The organism is Streptomyces sp. NPDC097129, from assembly GCF_055668065.1.
The window spans coordinates 806,361-826,266 of sequence record NZ_JBVOQE010000002.1; the positions used below are offsets into that span (position 1 = coordinate 806,361).

The following is a 19,906-nucleotide window of genomic DNA, read 5'->3' on the forward strand; positions in this document are numbered from 1 at the left end:
CGGGTGGTTCCCGCAGTTTCGGGGAGACTCGCGAGCAAGGCGCTCCCACAGGCGCCGTACACCTGAAAGAGTCGTATCCATGCAGGTCTGGCCTGGCGAAGCGTATCCACTCGGCGCCACCTATGACGGCGCCGGAACGAACTTCGCGGTCTTCACGGAGGCCGCGGACCGAGTAGAGCTGTGTCTACTGCACGACGACGGCTCGGAGACGGCGATCGAGCTGCGCGAGAGCGACGCGTTCGTGCGGCACGCGTACGTGCCGGGCGTCATGCCCGGACAGCGTTACGGCTACCGGGCGCACGGCCCGTACGCCCCCGAGCGCGGGCTGCGGTGCAACTCGGCGAAGCTGCTCCTGGACCCGTACGCACGTGCGATCAGCGGCTCGATCAACTGGGGCGAGGAGGTGTACGGCTACCACTTCGACGCCCCCGACCAGCGCAACGACCTGGACTCGGCGCCCCACACGATGACGTCGGTGGTGGTCAACCCGTACTTCGACTGGGGCGACGACCGCCGTCCGCGCACCGAGTACCACCACACGGTGATCTACGAGGCCCACGTCAAGGGGCTGACCATGCGGCACCCGGGGCTGCCGGAGGAGCTGCGCGGCACCTACGCGGCGCTCGCCCACCCCGTGATCATCGATCATCTGGTGGAGCTGGGCGTGACCGCGCTGGAGCTGATGCCGGTGCACCAGTTCGTCAACGACCACCGGCTGGTCGACATGGGGCTGAACAACTACTGGGGCTACAACACGATCGGCTTCTTCGCCCCGCACAACGCGTACGCCTCCTGGGGCGACCGCGGGCAGCAGGTGCTGGAGTTCAAGTCGGCCGTGCGCGCGTTGCACGAGGCCGGGATCGAGGTGATCCTCGACGTCGTCTACAACCACACCGCCGAGGGCAACCACCTGGGTCCGACGCTGTCCTTCAAGGGCCTCGACAACCCGCGCTACTACCGGCTCACGGACGACCCGCGCTACTACATGGACACCACCGGCACCGGGAACTCGCTGCTCATGCGGTCCCCGCACGTACTGCAGCTGATCATGGACTCGCTGCGCTACTGGGTGACGGACATGCACGTCGACGGGTTCCGGTTCGATCTCGCGGCGACGCTGGCCCGGCAGTTCCACGAGGTGGACCGGCTGTCGTCGTTCTTCGACCTGGTCCAGCAGGACCCGGTGGTCTCCCAGGTCAAGCTGATCGCCGAGCCGTGGGACGTGGGCGAGGGCGGCTACCAGGTGGGGAACTTCCCGCCGCTGTGGACCGAGTGGAACGGCATGTACCGCGACACCGTGCGGGACCTGTGGCGGGGCGAGCCGCGCACCCTGGCGGAGTTCGCCTCCCGGCTGACCGGGTCCTCCGACCTGTACCAGGACGACGGGCGCCGCCCGCTGGCCTCGATCAACTTCGTGACCTGCCACGACGGCTTCACCCTGCACGACATGGTGTCGTACAACGACAAGCACAACCAGGCCAACGGCGAGGACAACCGGGACGGCGAGAGCCACAACCGGTCCTGGAACTGCGGCGTCGAGGGCGAGACCGACGACGCGGACGTGCTGCGGCTGCGCGCGCGGCAGATGCGCAACTTCATCGCCACGCTGATGCTGTCCCAGGGCGTGCCCATGATCAGTCACGGGGACGAGTTCGCGCGCACCCAGCAGGGCAACAACAACGCGTACTGCCAGGACAGCGAGCTGTCCTGGGTGCACTGGCCCGAGGACGGCGGGCACCCGATGCTCGACTTCACGCGCGCGATGGTGTGGCTGCGCCGGGACCACCCGGTCTTCCGGCGGCGCCGCTTCTTCCACGGGCGGCCCGTGGAGGGCACCCACGACGACCTCTCCGACGTCGCCTGGTTCACTCCCGAGGGCCGGGAGATGACCCAGCGGGACTGGGAGTCCTCGCCGGCGTCGGCGCTCGCGGTGTTCCTCAACGGCAACGCGATCTCGGAGCCGGGGCCGCGCGGGGAGCGCATCACGGACGACTCGTTCCTGCTGCTGTTCAACGCCTCGCCGAAGCCGCTGGACTTCGTGGTGCCGGTCGACCACGGCCGGCAGTGGCAGGTCGTCGTCGACACCGCCCTGCCCGAGGGCGTCCCGCCGGACACGGGCCCGAGGGTGCAGGCCGGCGAGAAGCTGACCCTGGTCGACCGCAGCATGACGGTCCTGCGGCGGCCGACCTAGGCCCTGCCGTTTGGATCACGCCGGCGTCGCGGGGTCTGGCACGCGCGCGTGCATGCACGTGCACGCGCGCGTACACGTGGAGGAGACGGTGACACGAAAGGCGGCGGGGCGGGTACGTACGTTTCCATGACACCCGAGCGAAACGCCCCTCCCGTGCCGACGGCCACCTACCGGCTGCAGCTGCAGCCCGCGTTCCCGTTCGCCGCCGCCGCGGCAGCCGTGCCGTACCTGGCCTCGCTCGGCGTCTCCCACCTGCATCTGTCACCGGTGCTGCAGGCGGTGCCCGGCTCGGCGCACGGCTACGACGTGGTGGACCACGCGCGCGTGCGCGACGAGCTGGGCGGCGAGGAGGGGCTGCGCGCCCTCGCCCGCACCGCCCGCGAGCACGGCCTCGGCCTGATCGCGGACATCGTGCCGAACCACATGGCCATGGCCCCGCGCCACAACCGCGCCCTGTGGGAGGTCCTCAGGGAGGGGCCGAAGTCGCCGTACGCGCGCTGGTTCGACATCGACTGGGAGGCGCAGGGCGGGCAGCTGCTGCTGCCCGTGCTGGGCGGCCCGCTGGGTGACGTGATCGGCGACCTGCGCGTCGACGGCGGCCTGCTGCGCTACCACGACCACCTCTTCCCGCTCCGCGAGGGCACCGAGGACCTGCCGCTGCCGCAGCTGCTGGACGCCCAGTGGTACCGCCCGGTGTGGTGGCGGCTGGCCCGCACCGAACTGAACTACCGGCGCTTCTTCAGCATCTCCGAGCTGATCGGCGTACGCGTGGAGGACCCGGACGTCTTCGACGCCACCCACGGCAAGATCGTCCAGCTGCTCGACGAGGGCGTCCTCGACGGGCTGCGCGTCGACCACCCGGACGGACTCGCCGGCCCCGGCGCCTACCTGCGGCGGCTGCACGAGGCGAGCGGGGGCCGCTGGACGGTCGTGGAGAAGATCCTCGCCGACGGCGAGCACCTGCCGTCGGCCTGGCCCGTCGCGGGCACCACCGGCTACGACGCCCTGCGGCACATCGACGGCCTGTTCACGGACCCGGCGGGCGCCGCGGACCTCACGGCCGCCTACCGGCGGTTCGCGGCCCCGCAGACCGACCGGGGCGGCGACTGGGCGGCGACGGCCCGCCGGGCCGCGTATGGCGTCCTCACGCACGAGCTGGCCACCGAGGTCGACCGGCTCACCCGGGTCGCGCACCGCGTGTGCGCCGGCTCGCCCGACCCGGCGCTGCGCGACCGCGCCCCGTGGGCGCTGCGCACGGCGCTGCAGGAGCTGCTGGTGCGGCTGGAGGTGTACCGGCCGTACACCGCCGACGACGCGGCACAGGTGATCACCGAGGAGGCGGCCGCGCAGGCCCGGCAGGCGTTCCTCGTGCCCGAGGAGGCGGGCGCGGTCGACACCGTGCGGGACCTGCTGCTCGGACGGTACGGCGACGGACCCGACCAGGTGGAGCTGCGCACCCGGTTCGCGCAGACGGCGTCCGCGCTGCGCGCCAAGTCGGTGGAGGACACGGCGTTCTACCGGTACGTGCCGCTGCTGTCGGCGACCGAGGTCGGCGGTGAACCGGGCGCCCCGGCGGTGTCCCCGCGGGACTTCCACGGCTACTGCGCGCGCGTGCAGCGCGACTGGCCCGCCACGGGCACGGTGGTCTCCACGCACGACACCAAGCGCAGCGCCGACGTCCGCGCGGCCCTCGCCGTGCTCACCGAGTGCCCGGAGCGCTGGGCGGAGCTGCTCGCCGACGTCACGCGCGTGGAGGAGGGCGTACCGGACGGGCAGCTGGCGTGGGCGGCCTGGCAGACGGTGTTCGGGCTCGGCCCGGACGACCCGGGGCGGGTGCGGGAGGCGCTGCTGAAGCACGTGCGGGAGGCGGGCCTGTACACGAGCTGGACGGAGCAGGAACCGCCGTACGAGGAGGCCGTGGCGGCGTTCGTGACGGCGGGGCCGTGCGGGGTGCCGGGCGAGCGGGTCGCCGCGTTCCGCGCGGAGCTGGCGGAGCACATCCGGGCCAACGTGCTGGGCACCGCCCTGGTCCAGCTGACGATGCCGGGCGTGCCGGACGTCTACCAGGGCACCGAGGCGGAGTACCGGGCCCTGGTGGACCCCGACAACCGGCGGCCGGCGTCGTTCCCGCCGGCGGATCCGGGCGTCAAGGGCGCGGTGACCGCGGCCGCGCTGCGGCTGCGCAGGCGGCGGCCGGAGGTCTTCGGCACGTCGGCGACGTACGAGGCGCTGCCCGCCGACGGGCCGGCGGCGGACCACTGTGTGGCGTTCGTCCGCTCCGGGCAGGTGATCACGGCCGTGACCCGGCTGTCGCTGCGGCTGGCGCAGGCCGGCGGCTGGCGGGAGACGGTGCTGGCGCTGCCGCCGGGACGGTGGGTGGACGCGCTGGATCCGGAGCGGGCGTACGAGGGGCACGCGCGCGTGGCGGAGCTGCTCGGGCCACTGCCGGTGGCGCTGCTGGAGCGGGTCCGGGAGTGATGGGGTGAGGCCGCTGTCACGGCCGTACCACGGGCGCTCCCGGATCCTTGACAGGGGCACGCGTCCGTGGGGTACTGCGAGAGCGAGGCCGGGACGACGAGTCGGGGGTGAGTCTCCTGCCGGAGCTGCGCTACCCCAGTGTTCCCGAACTGGAGGCGTCCGCGCGGGCGCTGGCCGCGGAGCGGCCCGGCCTGTGCGCACTGCGCCAGGTGGGCGTCTCCCGGGCGGGCCGGCCGCTGCACCTGCTGTCCGTGGGCCACGCCCGGCGCGCCGTGCTCGTCGTCGCGGGCGCCCACGCCAACGAGCCGACCGGCGGCGCCACCCTGCGCCTCCTGGCCGAACGGGTCGCGCAGGACAGATCCCTGCGCGACGGCGTCTCCTGGCACTTCCTGCTGTGCGCGGACCCCGACGGGGCGAGCCTGCACGTCACCCCGGCGCCGCGCAGCCTGTTCGACTACCACCTCGGCTTCTTCCGGCCCGCCGGAGACGAGCAGCCCGAGTGGTCCCCGTCCGTGCTGCCGCCGGACCGCCTGCCGCCCGAGACCCGCGCGCTGACGGCGGTGATCGACGAGGTGCGCCCCTATGTGCAGGTCACGCTGCACGGAACCGACCTCGGCGGCACCTGGGTGCAGCTGACGAAGGACATCCCCGGGCTCGCCGAGCCGTTCGCGAAATCCGCGGCCGAGCTGCACATACCGGTGGAGGCGGGCGCCTCCGACGCGGCGGGCTGGCCCGCCTCGGGGCCGGGCGTGCACGTGATGCCCGCTCCGGGGGCCGGCGCGGCCTACCCGAGCATGCCGGACGACGCCCGGCACAGCACCTGGTACCACGCGCACCGGTACGGCGGACTGACCGCGATCGTCGAGGTGCCGATGTGGGCGAGCGACCTGGTCGGTGATCCGGCGCCGCACCCGGCCCCGGCCGCCGCGCTGGGCCGGCTCGCGCACCGGCTGCGCGGTGACGCGCTGCTGGTGGAGGAGGTGCTCGACGAGGCGCAGCCGCGGCTGGCCGGCCCGGACGGCGCGCTGCTGCGGGCCGTCCGGTGGACGCTGACCCTGGTGCCGGGCCTCGCCGAGGACTGGGTGCGCACCTCGCCGGCCGACACGACGATGGCGTACGTCGGCAGCGTGGACGCGTTCGCGCGGCGGCTGCCGCTGCGGGCGGCGGCGATGCTGCTGCGGGTGCTGCGTGAGGGCGACGACCCCGCAGCACCGCGTCTGGAGCGGCTCGTGGCGTACTGGAGCGAGAACTTCGCCCGCCGCTTCCACGCCCGCTGGGTCCCGCTGCGCGACCAGGTGGAACACCAGTCCCGCACGGTCGTCACAGCGGCCCAGCAGGCCCGCGAACAGGCGGACTGAGGACTGACTGAGGACTGAGGGACCGCCGCGCACCCGCACGCGCACCCGCACGCGCGTGCGGACGTGCCGGGTGCGTCGCGCCGTCACCTGGCCACCGGGGCCACTTGTCGGCCCCCATCCCCCGTCGCCGGCTGCTGAACGGCTTGCCGCTGTCCGGCTCGGTTTGCCCCCGTCACCTGTCGACCGCGAACACCGCCCCCGTCCGTGCCCGCATCTCGCAGCGGTTGGCGAAGGTCCGCCGGTAGGCGACCGGGCGGCCGTGCCAGCGGCCGTGGGCCTCGGCGGTCACCGGGGCGTAGATCATGCTGCAGATGGCGCCCTTCGCCGCCGGGAAGGCGCCGATGTCGCCGTCCACGGTGGCCAGCTGCGCGCAGGCCTCCGCCGCGCGCGGGTGGCCCTGGGGCGGGTCGCACCGCAGCAGGACGCGCCGGGCGTCACCGGCCCGGTCCTCGCCGCGGCTGACGGTGATCTCGAGCCAGTCGCCGTGCCGCGTCCGCAGGGCGCTGGCGGGGGCGGTCGCGGTCAGGACGGCGGCCGCCGTGAGGAGACCGGCCACCGCTGATCGTGTCAGATACGTCATTCCCGGTGCATCGGCACGGCGCGGCCCGAACACCAGCGCCGCTCACCCGAACGGGAACGCGCGGACGCGTGTTCGGCGGCCGGCTCGAACGCGGCGAGCACCACGCCGGCCTGGTACTCCCCCTGGCGCGAGACCGGGATCCAGCGCGCGCCGCAGTCGTCGCGGTAGTCGGCGCAGCCGGTGTCGATGAAGCGGTCCAGCTCGGGCAGGACGTCCGCCGGGTCGCGTCCACTCTCGGCGACGAGCCGGTGCAGCAGCCCGGCGGTGCGCAGGACCAGCCGCCGCCCGGCGATCCGCAGGGCGGTCAGGTGTGCGGTGCTCAGCGGCGGCAGAGGGCGGTCGGGGACGGCCGTGCCGGGGTCCCAGGCGTCGGCCAGGCCGGGACAGACGAGCAGGTGGTCGTCGACGGGGGCGAGCAAGCCGCGCCGCGTCCGCCGTTCCCGTGACGTGCGGCCGGATGCGGGCGAGGAGGCTCTCCAGGAGCCGCGTCTCGCGGCGCAGCGTGGCGCTGACCGCGCGCAGCGCCGCGTCGGCGTCGGCGGGCACGGAGCCGTCCTCGACGGCGGGCACGCCCCACATGGGCGCCTCGACGATCGCGGTGACGGTTCCGTACCGGTAGGGGTGGAACCAGGTCGACTGCACGGCCGCCTCGGTGATCGCGCCGGCCAGGCCGCTCGGGCGGGGCGGCGGGATGCGGTAGACGGCCGGGCCGAGGCTCGGCCAGTACAGGGTGTCCGTAGGGGCCGAGTTCACGGGGGACGCCGAGGCGGGCCGCGGTGTGGGCGACCCGCCGGTCGAGTCCGGGCAGGTCGTGGGTCACCTAGACGAAGCCGCCGCCGACGTCGACGCCGTGCAGGGACGCCTGGAAGAAAGGTTTCAGCTCGTCCTGGAGGCCGAGCAGCGCCCGCGTCTCCGGCAGCGCGGCGGCCCGCGCGCCGTCCGGCAGCCACTCGGGCTGCTCCAGGAAGCCGGGGCGGAAGAAGCGCCGGAAGTAGCGGCCGAGCGTGTACGGTCCGCACAGCCAGCCCTCGTTGCGACGCAGCCCGTCCGGGTCGAGGCACAGCAGCAGGTTCCAGGTGGCGTCCGCGCCCTCGGTCGGACCGGGGTCAGCGAGCGCGCGTTCGGCGAGGCGGAGTGCGCTGGCACCGCCGGCGGGCTCGTTGGCGTGCGGTCCGGCGACCACGAGGGCCTGCCGGCTGCCGTGGCCGACGGAGAGCAGCCACAGCGGCTCGCCCGCGCGGGAGGTGCCGACCTGGCGCAGCCGGACGTCCCGAGGGCGGCGGGCGGCCGGCGCGGCGGCGCGGGCGGCCGGCTCGTCCACGCCCGGGCAGCGCAGGAGCGGCGGAAGGGCACACCTCCCCGTGGGGGACCGACGGTTCACCTGGTGTCCATGGTGTACGCACAGTCAGTCACGGCTTCACGGGTACGTCAACATCACGGTCCGCGGGCCCACTTGCGGGGTACGCAGGCCCGCGCTCACTGTCCGGAGAGCCGGAACGCCATCTGCCCGAACGCCACCAGGTCGCCCTCGCGCACCACCGCCGCGCCAACGACCCGGCGGCCGTTGACCGTCGTGCCGTTGGTCGAGCCGAGGTCGCGCAGCACCCACATGCCGCCCTGGCGCCGCAGCTCGGCGTGCACCCGGGAGACCGTCTCGTGGTTGAGCCGCAGGCCGCTCGCGGGGTCGCGGCCGATGCGCAGCGGGTGGCCCGCGCCGGGGTGCGGCAGCAGCAGCTTGGGCAGCCGCTCGGCCTGCCAGGCCCTGCGCAGCCGTACGGTGAAACCGGAGACGGCCTCGACGGCGCCGAACACGGCGCGGGAGAGACGGCCGTCCTGGGGCAGGTCGGCGGTGAGCGCGGCGAGCTCGTCGGCGTGCCGGGCGGCCAGCGCCAGTTCCATGCGGCGCACGAAGGTGTCCTGTGACAGCCGGCCCAGGGCGACGCCGTCGCGCAGCACCTGCAGCGCGTGGTCGCGCTCCGCGTCGGACAGCCGCGCGGGGTACGTGGGGAACTCGAAGGACGACGTCACGCATGTGATTGTCGGTCAGCGGGCACAGGGTGTCCAGAAAACGGGACATCGGCCGTCACGCGCGCGTGCCGCTCGGCACTCCCGGGGCGACACCCCGCAAAAGGGAGGATCCGGAAGCGGATTGAGCGGGTGTGACGCACCATGGACGGGCTACATCACGGTGAGCAGACGAAGGGGAACCGTCCGTGCAGTTCGAGGTGTGGGCACCACAGGCCGATCGTGTGACGCTGATGTGCGACGGCGCCACGCGCGCGATGGGACGCGATCCGGAACGAGCGGGGTGGTGGACCGGCGAGGCCGAGGCGCACGAGGGCTCCCGGTACGGCTTCACGCTGGGCGACGGTCCGGTGCTGCCCGACCCGCGCTCGCGACGGCAGCCGGACGGGCCGGACGGGCTGAGCGCGGTCGTCGACCACGGGCGGTACACGTGGCGCACGCCCTGGCCGGGCCGGGCGCTGCCGGGCGCGGTCCTGTACGAGCTGCACGTGGGCACGTACACGCCCGAGGGCACGCTGGACGCGGCCGCCGAGCGGCTCGATCACCTCGCGGAACTGGGCGTCACCCACGTCGAGTTGATGCCGCTGTGCCCGTTCCCGGGGCGGCACGGCTGGGGGTACGAGGGTGTCTCCCTATGGGCCGTGCACGAGCCGTACGGCGGCCCGGAGGCGCTGAAGCGGTTCGTCGACCGGGCGCACGAGCTGGGCCTCGGGGTCGTACTCGACGTGGTGCACAACCACTTCGGGCCGTCCGGCAACCATCTCCCCGCCTTCGGCCCCTACCTCACCGACACGCACCAGACCCCGTGGGGCGCCGCGGTGAACCTGGACGCTCCCGGCTCGGACGAGGTGCGCGCCTACCTGGTGGGCAGCGCGCTGGCGTGGCTGCGGGACTACCACCTGGACGGGCTGCGGCTGGACGCCGTGCACGCGCTGATCGACACGCGCGCGTACCACTTCCTGGAGGAACTGACGGAGGCCGTGGACGCGCTGGCCGCGGAGACCGGCCGCCCGCTGTTCCTGATCGCCGAGTCCGACCTGAACGATCCCCGGCTGATCACCCCGCGCGAGGAGCACGGCCTCGGGCTGCGGGCGCAATGGAACGACGACTTCCACCATGCCCTGCACACCGCGCTGACCGGTGAGGCGCAGGGCTACTACGCCGACTTCGCGCGCGCCCCGTACGCCGCGCTCGCCAAGACGCTGGGCGGCGGCTACTTCCACGACGGCACGTACTCCTCCTTCCGCGGACGCTCCCACGGGCGCCCCCTGGACCGGTCCCGGACGGCCGCGCACCGGCTGCTGGGCTACAGCCAGACCCACGACCAGGTCGGCAACCGCGCCCAGGGCGACCGGCTGTCGGCCGCCCTCTCCCCCGGCCTGCTGGCCTGCGCCGCCACACTCGTCCTCACCGCGCCGTTCACACCGATGCTGTTCATGGGCGAGGAGTGGGGCGCGTCCACGCCCTGGCAGTTCTTCACCGACCACACCGATCCGGAGCTGGCGGAGGCGGTACGGCGCGGCAGGCGGCGGGAGTTCGCGGCGCACGGCTGGGCCGAGGAGGACGTGCCCGACCCGCAGGACCCGGCGACCCGCGACCGGTCCTGCCTGGACTGGGCCGAGCGGGAGCGGGAGCCGCACGCGCGCGTGCTGGACTGGTACCGGCAGCTGATCGCCCTGCGGCACACCCACCCCGACCTCACCGACCCGGACCTCGCCGACACGAAGGTGGCCTACGACGAGGACGCCCGCTGGCTGGCCTTCCGGCGCGGCGACGTCCGCGTGGCGGTGAACCTCGGCAAGGAACCGGCGGCGATCCCCCTGGGCACGCACCCGGCGCGGATCCTCGCCGCGTGGGAGCCGGTGGACGGCCCGGACGACAGGGGGGTGCTGCACCTTCCCGGGGAGTCGAGCGTGGTGCTGGAGCAGCCGTAAACGCTTGCGCAAGCGTTTACGCGGCCTCTCGCGCTTATCGGCTATCGGGTTGCGGGGGCTTCGGCCTCTCGGGCTCGGGCCCTCGGGCTATCGGGGCCTTCGGGCTCTGGGGCCGGCCACTGCCCCTACTCCTCCCGCAGCTCCGTCACACGCTCCAGCAGGATCGCCTCCCAGGCCCGCTGCAACTGGGTCTGGAGGAGTTCCAGGGGGCCGTGGTCGCGGCCCTCGAGGCGTTCGGCGAGGCGGATGACCGTGTCGCAGCGGGCCAGCCACAGGCCGCGCAGGCAGGGCCGGGCGCCATAACCGGCGAGGGTCGCGGCGCGGACGGCGGCGCCGGAGCCGACGGCGAGCGCGAGGCCGGCGATGTCCTCGGCCGGGTCGCCGAGGACGGCGCCGGTCCAGTCCAGGACGCCGCGCACCCGGCCGTCCGGGCTGACGACGAGGTGCTCGCCCCGGAGGTTGTGGTGGACGAGGACGGCGGTGCCCGGCTGGGCGGCGAGCTGGGCCGCGCCGGGCGGGGTGAGCTGCGCCAGGCGCGCGGGGTCGAACTCCTCGGCGGTGGCCAGGGTCCGGGCGGCGGGTACGGCCATCCGGCGCAGCGCCTCCAGCGAACGCGGGGCGGCGCGCGGCACGCCGAGCGTCTCGGCCTGCCGGGCGGGCACCGCGCGCATCCCGGTGAGGAACCCGGCGAGGTCGGCCTCGCCGATGGCGGAGACGTCGTGCTCCTCGGCCGTACCGCCCGGCACCGCGGTGTCGAGGGTGCAGGTCAGGCCGGGGCTCCACTCGCCGTGGGAGACGCTGGTGGGCACGGCGACGGGCAGGTGCGGGCGGACCAGATCCCGCAGCCGCAGTTCACGGCGGAGCCGGAGGGCGGCGTCACGGTCGGGGGCGAGGCGCAGCACGTGGCGGGTGCCGACCCACCATGTGCGGTGCCCGCCGCCCTCGGCGACGGGCCGGACGTCGATTCCGGCCGGGTCGCTCCCCGCTTCCTTCAGCAGGGTGCGGACCAGTGCGCGGACGGTGTCCGCGGTGGGTGTCGGTGCCTGGGTCATGGTCGCGCCGTCGTCACTCGTCCGATGGGTGAGGGTGGTACCAGTGTCGCCTTCAGTCCACTATGACCATCTCGCGGGTGGTGTTGTTGAGCCGCCGGCCGCCGTCCTCGGTGACGGTGACGATGTCCTCGATGCGCACCCCGAACCGGCCGGGCAGGTAGATGCCGGGCTCCACGGAGAAGCACATGCCGGGCACGAGCGGCTGCTCCTCGCCCTCGATCATGTAGGGCGGTTCGTGCGTGGTGACGCCGATGCCGTGGCCGGTGCGGTGGATGAAGTACTTCCCGTATCCGGCGTCCTCGATGACCTGGCGGGCGGCCCGGTCGACCTCCTGGCAGGCGACGCCGGGGCGCACGGCGGCGCATCCGGCCTCCTGGGCGGCGCGCACGATGTCGTGCACCCGGCGTTCCTCGTCGGTGGGTTCGCCGACGTGGACGGTGCGGGTGGTGTCCGAGCCGTAGCCGTCTTTCAGGCCGCCGAAGTCGAGGACGACCATGTCGCCGCGCTCGATGACGCGGTCGCCGACCTCGTGGTGCGGGTTGGCGCCGTTGGGTCCGGAGCCGACGATGGTGAAGTCGACCTGGGAGTGGCCGAACCGGCGCAGCAGATCGGCGAGGTCGGCGCCGACCTCCCGTTCCCGGCGGCCGGCGAAGGCGACCGTGCGGATCTCCTCGAAGGCCGCGTCGGCGGCGGCGCCCGCGGCGGCGAGGAGTTCCAGTTCGGCGGCGTCCTTGACGGCGCGCAGCATCGGCAGGGCGTCCGTGAGGGCGGCGTAGGAGCTGCCGGGCAGGGCGCCTTGCAGGCCGAGCAGGTGCAGCGCCCAGGTGTTGTCGCTGATGCCGAACCGGCCGCCGGAGCCGAGGAGGCCGGCGGTGGCGGCGTAGGGGTCGGTGCCGTCGGTCCAGTCGTGCAGGGTCAGGGCGGGGGCGCCGGCCGCGTGGGCGGCGTCCGGGGCCTCCAGGGTGGGGACGACGAGGACGGGATCGCGGCCGGGGGCGAGGACCAGCAGGGTGAGGCGTTCGGTGACGGCGGTGGGCGCGTAGCCGGTGAGCCACACCAGGTCGGGGCCCGGCGCGACGAGCAGTCCGGCGAGGCCCGCGTCGGCGGCGGCCCGCCCGGCGCGCTCCATCCGGGCCCGGTAGTCGTCGGCGCCGAACGGTGCGGGCGCGGTGCCGGTCATCGGCCTCTCCTGTCTGACGAAAGGTCTGGAGGGTCCCTGCCCGGAGTCCCGGAAAGGATCAGTCCCGCCTGCCAGCATCCTGCCTGCCCCGCCGTGGCCACGCGAGCCGGTTTCCCCACCCGTGACCAACGGCGACCCATTGCCCACCGCCGTCTCCCCTGCTTCGATGCCCGGACATCGTCAGATCTCACGGAGGGAGGGCGTACGGCCGTGCTGGTACTCGCACACATCAGCGATCTGCATCTCGACGGCACCGACCGGGCCACGCGCCGCGCCGAGCAGGTGCGCGACCGGCTGCGGGAGCTGCCGGGCCGGGTGGACGCCCTGCTGGTCACCGGGGACATCGCGGACCACGGGGCGGAGGAGGAGTACGAGGAGGCGGCCCGTCTCCTGGGTCTGCGCGACGGCTCGGCACCCGTCCCGGTGCTCACCTGCCCCGGCAACCACGACCACCGCGCCGCCTACCGCAAGGCCCTGCTGGGCCTGCCGGCGTCCGGCGAACCGGTCAACAGCGTGCGCGTCTTCGCCGGGGGCGCCGTACTGATGTGCGACTCCAGCATTCCGGGGCGGGACGACGGAGCGCTGGAGGCGGCGACGTACGACTGGGTCGAGGCGACGCTCGACGAACTCGGCGGGCGCCTTCCGGTGCTGCTCGCCTTCCACCACCCGCCCGTGGCGCTGCACCACCCCCTGCCCGACTCCTACCAGCTGGGCGAGCCGCAGGCGCTGGCCGCCCTGATGGAGCGGCGGCCCGAGATCGCCGGCCTCGTGACCGGGCACGCGCACTCGCCGGCCGCCACCACGTTCGGGGGGCGGCCGCTGGTCGTCGGGCCGGGCGTGACGTGGACGCTGCGGCTGCCCTGGGAGGGCGGGCAGGTGGCCGACCGGGACGCCCCGGTGGGACTGGCCTTCCATGTGCTGGACGACACCGGGCGGCTCACCACCCACTTCCGGGTGGTCACGTGACGATGGCCGGTACGGCGGTCAACTGCTGGTAGCCGCCGCTGTGGTGCCGCACCGTCAGCACGACCGGCGCGCCCGGACGCGCCCCGGCCATGGCCCGCCCCAGGTCGGCGGCGGTATCGACGCGGCTCTGTCCCACGGCGAGGACGACGTCGCCGCGGACCAGGCCGGCCGTGTAGCCGGGGCCGGGGACGTGCACGCCGACGACGAGAGCGCCCGCCTTCTCCCCGTCCATGACCTCCACACCGAGTGACGCGCGCGTGGGGCCAAGGGGTCCGGCGGGCGTGGGGGCCGGGCTCGTGGCACCGTGCGAAGGGGCTTTGCCCGTGGAGTGGGCGGGTCCCGGCGGCGGGGTGTGTCCTTGCAGGCCGGCGAGGTGGCTCAGGCCGATCACGGTGGCGCCGACGGTGCCGAGCCCGACGCCGGTCAGAACCAGGACGGTTCCGGCGAGCAGGCCGAACAGCCAGGCGGTGAGCCGTCGGCCGCGGCGATGCGCGGCGTGCGGACGCCGGGGCTGCCCCTCGGGGCGGGCACCGCCGGGGTCACGGCCCGGCATCGGCTTGGGACGCAACGCGGTGTGTTCCATGGTTCGCCTCCGACCGGTGATCTACCCGGCGCACCGGCGAGGAACGTGCCACGAAAGAGTGAGACTGACCGGCCGTCAACGGCGCCCGGCCTCCGGTTCCCGTTGCTCACGGCCGCCCCCGAGGGCGTCCGCCAGAGCCGCCGCCGCGCTCCGGGGCGCGCCCGCGTACAGCAGTTCCGTCCGGTGCACGAGCCGGGGGCCGCTCACCGGCACGGCGACCGCCCCGGGCACGGAACCGGCCGCCGTGCGGGGCAGCAGGGTCAGGCCGTGGCCGGGGCGTCCAGCCAGCGGGCGCCGGCGAGGTCGCCCAGCCGCACGTGGGGGCGACGGGCCAATGGGCACTTCGTGTGCGCCGGCGGCTGCGTGCTGCACGCCGGCTCCGAGGGCGGTGCCTGTGCTGGGCATACCGGGGCACCTGTACACCGCGCCGCAGGACACCCCTCCGGAGCAGGCGGCCGCCGGCACGCCCGCGCGCGCCGTCAGCCGAGCGTCAGCGCGGGCACGGCGGGCACGGCCGGCGCACGGTCCGGTACGAAGCCGTGGGCGCGGCGGGCCAGCCATTCGGCCTTGTAGCGGTCCACGCAGCGGTGCCAGTTGAGGATGCCGGCCATCCAGTTCTGCAGGTCGGTGACATAGCCGTGCACGGCCGCGCGGGCTTCGGCGGACAGGGCGAGGTCGTCGTACAGCACGGGCAGTTCGTGCGCGGCCACGTGCTCGAACTGCTCCATGCGCTGGGTCATCAGGTCGTGGACCACGCCGAGCGCCTGCGGATAGTCACAGCCGAAGAAGTTCTGGACGACGAGGATCGCGTTGTGGATCTCCCCCTCGTACTCGATCTCCTTCTGGTAGGAGAAGACGTCGTTGAGCAGGCAGGCGTAGTCGATGGCGGCGTTCTCCAGGGAGCGCACCGGCCCGCTGGCGTACACCTCCGGCGGCACGGCGGGGCCGTACCCCATGCGGCACAGGCTGAGGGTGAGGTCGGAGCCGAAGGTCTGGCGGCGCATCTCCAGGTAGTCGACGGGGTCGGGGATCCGGTTCTGCAGCTGGTTGGACAGCTCCCACACCCAGCTCTCGGTCATCACCTCGACGGACGCCTTCAGGGTGCGCCGCTGCTCGGGTGTCATCCCCGCCGTGGTGCGCGTCCACAGGTCGATCAGGGCCCGTTCCATGGCGTTGGCCGGGACGAGCGGTTCCTCCCCGTCGACGGGCATGCACGCGGACAACCGGGCCGTGGTGAGGCGGGCGGCGGCCAGATCGCGGCGGTGGCCGTGGACCAGCGGGTAGTAGTCGTCGCCGTAGGTGCCGAAGGCGAGCCAGCAGGAGCTGAGGTCGAGGGCCTCGGGCGTGGCGTCGGGGTCGATGCCGGCCGAGCACAGGGGCAGGTCGTAGGCGCGGAGTTTGTCCTCGTCCCAGACGCCTTCCTGCAGGATGCCCATCGACCGGCACCAGTCGGCCAGGCGCACGCGGGAGCCGTCCAGGTGCGGGCTGAGTGCGAGCGGGAAGGGCATGTACAGATCCGGGATGCGGGACGGACCGACCTTCTGGAAGGGCACGTTCCGGTAGGCGCGCAGCCGGTCCTGGGCGGCCGAGGCGAGCAGCGCGCCCACATCGGCGGCGGAGGTGCCGCGTCCGGTGAGCGCCTCCCACGGCGAGCCGGACCGGGCGCCCTTGTTCATGTAGCGGCTGGAGCGCAGGTGCCACTCGTGGCCGCCGGACTGCCAGTCCTGCAGCCCCTTGGTGTAGGCGGCGACGGCCGCGGCCTCGGCGGGGGTGAGCCCGTGTTCCAGGGCCAGCGCGGGCACCTCGGTGAGCGCGGTGTGCTCGAACTGGTGCAGCCGCGAGGTGAGGATGTCGTTGACGGTCTCGGCGGCCTCCTGGGTGCTGCAGCCGAAGAAGGTCTCCAGCACGAGCACACCGTTGCTGTTCTCCCCCTCGTCCTCCACCTCGCGCTGGTAGGAGAAGAGGTCGTTGCGCAGGTGCACGGCGTCGGAGAAGGTCTCCATCAGGACCCGCAGCGGCCGCGAGAGCGCCACCGACGCCGGGACCTCGGCCGTGGCGTACTCCACGAGCCCCGCCGACCAGGGCGCGCCGCCCACCTTGCGGCGCATCTCGATGTACTCGACCGGGTTGGCGATGCGGCCCTCGTTGATGTTGGACAGCTCCCACATCGACTCGTTGAGCAGGTGCTCGGTGGCGACGGAGAAGCGGCGCCGCCAGCCGACCGACATGGACGGCACGGTGCGCTGCCACAGGTCCTTCAGCCCGGCCTCCACCGGGTTCTGCGGCTCCGGCACCTGCGTGGCGGGGTCCAGCGGCATGAACAGCGGCAGCCGGTCGAGGTGGGCCTTGCCGGCGGCGCGGTCCTGGGTGCGCTTGAACATGTCCAGGAAGTGGTCGTCGAAGAAGAACACCCACACGTACCAGTCGGTGATCAGCGACAGGGCGGGCCCGTCGCAGTCGGGGTGGGTGTAGGCGCAGAGCAGCCCGTAGTCGTGCGCTTCGAGGTCGGACTGTTCCCAGATCCCGGACCCCTCCAGCATGCCCATGTCGCGCGCCCACTGCGTGGAGTGGACGCGGGCCTCCTCCAGATGCGGGTTGAGCCGCGCGGGATACGGCATGTAGAAGTGCGGGAGTTCGAACGGCTGCGTCATGGCCGGGGCCCTACCCAGGACCGCCGGAGCGCATCCGGAGGGGCGGACATGATCACACCATCGCGTGAACTACGACCCGAACACGCCCGAAGCGGGCCTGGAGTTGCCACCTCACACCCCCTGGACGCCGTCCGGGCTTGCGCGCACCGTGGACGCATGACGAGGTCGACACTCCCCCACCAGCTGCTCTGCGGCGCCCCCAAGACATGCGCCGTGCACGGCGGGAGCGCGGGCGCATGACCGCTCCCGCCGCGCCGCCCGTTCCCGACGTCTTCGACCCCCGGCAGTACGCCGACGGCGTGCCGTACGCCGCCTACCGCGTGCTGCGCGACCACCACCCGGTGGCCTGGCAGGCCGAGACGGAGGTGCTGGGCTGGCCCGCGGGACCGGGGTTCTGGGCGGTGACCCGGCACGCGGACGTGGTGCGGGTGCTCAAGGACGCGACGACGTACTCGTCCCACCTGGGCGCCACCCAGATCCGCGACCCCGACCCGGAGGACCTGCCGTTCATCCGGCGCATGATGCTCAACCAGGACCCGCCCGGGCACGGCAGGCTGCGCCGCCTGGTCAGCCGGGCGTTCACCCCGGGCCGCGTCGAACGCTTCACGGACGTCGCCCGGGACCGGGCCCGGGAGTTGCTCGGCCGGGCGCTGACCGGGGCCCGCGCCTCCGGCGGCACCGTGGACCTGGTGGCGGCGGTCACCGACGACTACGCGCTGCTCAACCTCACCGATCTGCTGGGCGTGCCGGAGAGCGACCGCGGGCTGCTGCTGCACTGGACGCAGCGGGTCATCGGCTACCAGGACCCCGACGAGGCGGGCCCGTCGGTGCGGGACGCGGCGGGCCGCCCCGTGAACCCGCGCTCGCCCGCGATGCTGCGGGACATGTTCGCGTACGCCCAGCAGCTCGCCGCGTACAAGCGCCGCCGTCCGGCCGACGACATCATGACGGCCCTCGCCCACGACGCGGAACTCACCGGGCCAGAGCTGGAGATGTTCTTCTTCCTGCTGACGGTCGCCGGCAACGACACCGTGCGCAGCGCGGCCCCCGGCGGCCTGCTGGCACTCGCCGAGCACCCGCAGCAGTACGAGGCGCTGCGCACGCGGAAGACCGGACCGGCCACGGCGGTGGACGAGTTGCTGCGCCGGCACCCGCCCGTGCTCACGTTCCGCCGTACCGCGCTGCGGGACACGGAGCTGGCCGGGCGGCGCATCCGGGCGGGCGAGAAGGTGGTCGTCTTCCACGCCTCCGCCAACCGCGACGAGCGGGTCTTCGCCGAACCCGACCGGCTGGACCTGGCGCGCTCCCCGAATCCGCACGTGTCGTTCGGGGACGGCCCGCATGTGTGCCTGGGCGCGCACTTCGCGCGGCTGCAACTGCGGGTGCTGTACGGCGAGGTGGTGCGGACGCTGCCGTCGCTGCGCACGGCGGGGCCGCCGAAGCGGCTGGTGTCGAACTTCATCAACGGCATCAAGGAGCTGCCGGTGCAGGTCGGTTGAGCGCCCCCGCAGCCAGCCACCGATCGCCACCCGGCACCACCGCCCGCCGCCCACCGCCCGCCACTCCGGTATCACTGCCCGCGGGTCACTGCCGGACCTGGATCAGCGCATGTGTGCCGCTGGTCCGCCACCCCTCCCCCTCGGCGGAGTCGAGCGCGGCCAGCGTTGCGGCGTCGAGGCCGGTGACGACGTCCGACTTCAGGGTGCGCAGTGCCGCGACCGGGCTCGGGAAGTAGGCGGTGACCTCGGCGAACGGGGTGGTGGCGGGCCAGCTCCGGTCGCCGACCAGGCGGCGGTAGTTGAGGTCGCCCTTGAGCACGGTCAGGGTGCAGGCGGCGAACTCGGCGCGCAGGTCGTCGGGCATGCCCGCGTACGGCAGCGGGCCGGCGGAGAACGGGTGGGCGCGCAAGGCGAGGGTGCCGTCGGTCATGGCCTGCCACAGTCTCCGCCCGTGCTCTCCGGCCGCGCCCGGGGCGGCGGTGAGCCGGCGCAGGGCGTCGACGACGTCGGCTGTGGTGGCGTCGGAGACGTAGTACGGGTGCGGTTTGACGTGCAGCAGCACCCGGGCGACGTGGCCGTGGGCGAGCAGGTGGGAGATGAGCAGCAGATCCGGGACGAGTTCGCGGCCGGCGTTGTCGGCGACGAGGCACAGGGTGCCGTCCGCACGGCCGGGCGGGAGCAGCGTCCACAGGGCAGCGCTGTCGTCGGCGAGCAGGGCCGGGGCGGTGTTCCGGGCGGCACCGGTGGCCGTCTGGAGGCGGAAGCTCAGGTCGGCGCGGTTGCCCCACAGGGAGCCGTGCAGCAGTGCGGTGGCCTGTTCTCCGGGGGCGCGGCCTTCGAGCCGGTCGAGCGCGGCGAGTTCGTCGTCGGTCTCGGGGGCGTCGAGTTCGGCCCGTTTGGCGGGCCGGAAGGGGTCGATGCCGCGCCAGGGGCCGTCGTCGAAGTAGCCGACGGTCTCCAGCAGCAGGCGGTAGAAGTAGCTCTCCGACCACAGCCACGGCACGTCGAACCAGGACCGGCCGGTGTACGTGCCGAGCCCCCAGGCCAGCCAGCGGTCACGGTCCGGGGCGTGGGCCGGGAGCGGTTCGATCACGCCGTCCGCGCACTGGGCGAGCAGCGCGTCGAGGGCGGCGTGCAGGTCCGGGCCGTACGGGAAGGAGTCGCGGACCTGCCGGATGATCGCGGGGTGCCGTTCGGCGAGCACGCTGTGCGGGAAGGAGCCGGGCTCGTCGGCGCGCAGCTCGGGGGGCCGCGGGGTGTCGGGCATGCCGTTCACCGTACCCCCGGCTCTGCGGCCGGGGCGTACGCGCCGCTCACCGTGACGCCGGGCGCCGGTGGCCTCGCGCTCCAGGCGGGAGCCGGCGTCAGACGGTGGCCGCGGCGGCGTGTCGCCTCCGCCGGGAGGCCGG

At 74.0% G+C, this 19,906-nt stretch carries 13 protein-coding genes and 1 pseudogene; 6 read left to right on the forward strand and 8 right to left on the reverse strand.

What is annotated here, in order from left to right:
• The first annotated feature begins 79 nt into the window (after positions 1 to 79).
• The 3 genes from glgX (at position 80) to AC0B9F_RS09360 (ending at position 6,027) form a co-directional block, all read left to right on the forward strand.
• Positions 80 to 2,191, forward strand: a complete 2,112-nt coding sequence (gene glgX / locus AC0B9F_RS09350) for a glycogen debranching protein GlgX (RefSeq protein WP_472000341.1) — start codon at positions 80 to 82, stop codon at positions 2,189 to 2,191.
• Between the two features lie 126 nt (positions 2,192 to 2,317).
• Positions 2,318 to 4,669 (forward strand): malto-oligosyltrehalose synthase, encoded by a 2,352-nt coding sequence (gene treY / locus AC0B9F_RS09355; RefSeq protein ID WP_472000343.1) that lies wholly within the window; start codon positions 2,318 to 2,320, stop codon positions 4,667 to 4,669.
• A 107-nt stretch (positions 4,670 to 4,776) separates the two neighbouring features.
• Positions 4,777 to 6,027: a M14 family zinc carboxypeptidase gene (locus AC0B9F_RS09360; protein ID WP_472000345.1), complete on the forward strand. Its 1,251-nt coding sequence runs from the start codon at positions 4,777 to 4,779 to the stop codon at positions 6,025 to 6,027.
• 172 nt (positions 6,028 to 6,199) lie between these two features.
• Here AC0B9F_RS09360 and AC0B9F_RS09365 read toward each other — a convergent pair whose 3' ends face one another.
• The 3 genes and pseudogenes from AC0B9F_RS09365 to AC0B9F_RS09375 all read right to left on the reverse strand — a co-directional run bounded on the left by AC0B9F_RS09365 (position 6,200) and on the right by AC0B9F_RS09375 (position 8,635).
• Positions 6,200 to 6,607 (reverse strand): SSI family serine proteinase inhibitor, encoded by a 408-nt coding sequence (locus AC0B9F_RS09365; protein ID WP_472000348.1) that lies wholly within the window; start codon positions 6,605 to 6,607, stop codon positions 6,200 to 6,202.
• Positions 6,604 to 7,928: pseudogene (locus AC0B9F_RS09370) on the reverse strand (M14 family zinc carboxypeptidase). The gene AC0B9F_RS09365 and the pseudogene AC0B9F_RS09370 overlap by 4 nt, the downstream one beginning before the upstream one ends.
• Before the next feature lie 155 nt (positions 7,929 to 8,083).
• Positions 8,084 to 8,635, reverse strand: a complete 552-nt coding sequence (locus AC0B9F_RS09375) for an FHA domain-containing protein (protein WP_472000351.1) — start codon at positions 8,633 to 8,635, stop codon at positions 8,084 to 8,086.
• A 185-nt stretch (positions 8,636 to 8,820) separates the two neighbouring features.
• On the opposite strand from AC0B9F_RS09375, the gene treZ reads away from it, so the two are divergent.
• Positions 8,821 to 10,566, forward strand: a complete 1,746-nt coding sequence (gene treZ, locus AC0B9F_RS09380) for a malto-oligosyltrehalose trehalohydrolase (protein WP_472000353.1) — start codon at positions 8,821 to 8,823, stop codon at positions 10,564 to 10,566.
• Positions 10,567 to 10,691: 125 nt separating this feature from the next.
• Here treZ and AC0B9F_RS09385 read toward each other — a convergent pair whose 3' ends face one another.
• Both AC0B9F_RS09385 and AC0B9F_RS09390 read right to left on the reverse strand, forming a co-directional pair.
• Complete coding sequence (locus AC0B9F_RS09385) at positions 10,692 to 11,618, reverse strand: aminoglycoside phosphotransferase family protein (RefSeq protein WP_472000355.1); 927 nt, start codon at positions 11,616 to 11,618, stop codon at positions 10,692 to 10,694.
• Positions 11,619 to 11,670: 52 nt separating this feature from the next.
• Positions 11,671 to 12,798: a M24 family metallopeptidase gene (locus tag AC0B9F_RS09390; protein WP_472000357.1), complete on the reverse strand. Its 1,128-nt coding sequence runs from the start codon at positions 12,796 to 12,798 to the stop codon at positions 11,671 to 11,673.
• Between the two features lie 210 nt (positions 12,799 to 13,008).
• On the opposite strand from AC0B9F_RS09390, the gene AC0B9F_RS09395 reads away from it, so the two are divergent.
• On the forward strand, positions 13,009 to 13,764 hold the full coding sequence (locus tag AC0B9F_RS09395; RefSeq protein ID WP_472000360.1) for a metallophosphoesterase: 756 nt from the start codon (positions 13,009 to 13,011) through the stop codon (positions 13,762 to 13,764).
• On the opposite strand, the gene AC0B9F_RS09400 is transcribed toward AC0B9F_RS09395, so the two are convergent.
• Both AC0B9F_RS09400 and cyc2 read right to left on the reverse strand, forming a co-directional pair.
• Positions 13,757 to 14,347: a PDZ domain-containing protein gene (locus tag AC0B9F_RS09400; RefSeq protein WP_472000363.1), complete on the reverse strand. Its 591-nt coding sequence runs from the start codon at positions 14,345 to 14,347 to the stop codon at positions 13,757 to 13,759. The two genes, AC0B9F_RS09395 and AC0B9F_RS09400, sit on opposite strands and share 8 nt — an antisense overlap.
• Before the next feature lie 479 nt (positions 14,348 to 14,826).
• Positions 14,827 to 16,998, reverse strand: coding sequence for a germacradienol/geosmin synthase Cyc2 (gene cyc2 / locus AC0B9F_RS09405; RefSeq protein WP_472000366.1), 2,172 nt, complete (start codon positions 16,996 to 16,998; stop codon positions 14,827 to 14,829).
• Between the two features lie 236 nt (positions 16,999 to 17,234).
• On the opposite strand from cyc2, the gene AC0B9F_RS09410 reads away from it, so the two are divergent.
• Positions 17,235 to 18,497: a cytochrome P450 gene (locus AC0B9F_RS09410; RefSeq protein WP_472000368.1), complete on the forward strand. Its 1,263-nt coding sequence runs from the start codon at positions 17,235 to 17,237 to the stop codon at positions 18,495 to 18,497.
• 85 nt (positions 18,498 to 18,582) lie between these two features.
• On the opposite strand, the gene AC0B9F_RS09415 is transcribed toward AC0B9F_RS09410, so the two are convergent.
• A complete protein-coding gene (locus AC0B9F_RS09415) occupies positions 18,583 to 19,764 on the reverse strand; it encodes a damage-control phosphatase ARMT1 family protein (protein WP_472000371.1) in 1,182 nt (393 codons plus the stop codon).
• Positions 19,765 to 19,906 lie beyond the last annotated feature (142 nt).

Coding starts and splice junctions, on each gene's coding strand:
- glgX (WP_472000341.1), top strand. CDS start 80: ATGCAGGTCTGGCCTGGCGAAGCGTATCCACTCGGCGCCACCTATGAC.
- treY (WP_472000343.1), top strand. CDS start 2,318: ATGACACCCGAGCGAAACGCCCCTCCCGTGCCGACGGCCACCTACCGG.
- AC0B9F_RS09365 (WP_472000348.1), bottom strand. CDS start 6,607: ATGACGTATCTGACACGATCAGCGGTGGCCGGTCTCCTCACGGCGGCC.
- AC0B9F_RS09385 (WP_472000355.1), bottom strand. CDS start 11,618: ATGACCCAGGCACCGACACCCACCGCGGACACCGTCCGCGCACTGGTC.
- AC0B9F_RS09390 (WP_472000357.1), bottom strand. CDS start 12,798: ATGACCGGCACCGCGCCCGCACCGTTCGGCGCCGACGACTACCGGGCC.
- AC0B9F_RS09400 (WP_472000363.1), bottom strand. CDS start 14,347: ATGGAACACACCGCGTTGCGTCCCAAGCCGATGCCGGGCCGTGACCCC.
- cyc2 (WP_472000366.1), bottom strand. CDS start 16,998: ATGACGCAGCCGTTCGAACTCCCGCACTTCTACATGCCGTATCCCGCG.
- AC0B9F_RS09410 (WP_472000368.1), top strand. CDS start 17,235: ATGACCGCTCCCGCCGCGCCGCCCGTTCCCGACGTCTTCGACCCCCGG.
- AC0B9F_RS09415 (WP_472000371.1), bottom strand. CDS start 19,764: ATGCCCGACACCCCGCGGCCCCCCGAGCTGCGCGCCGACGAGCCCGGC.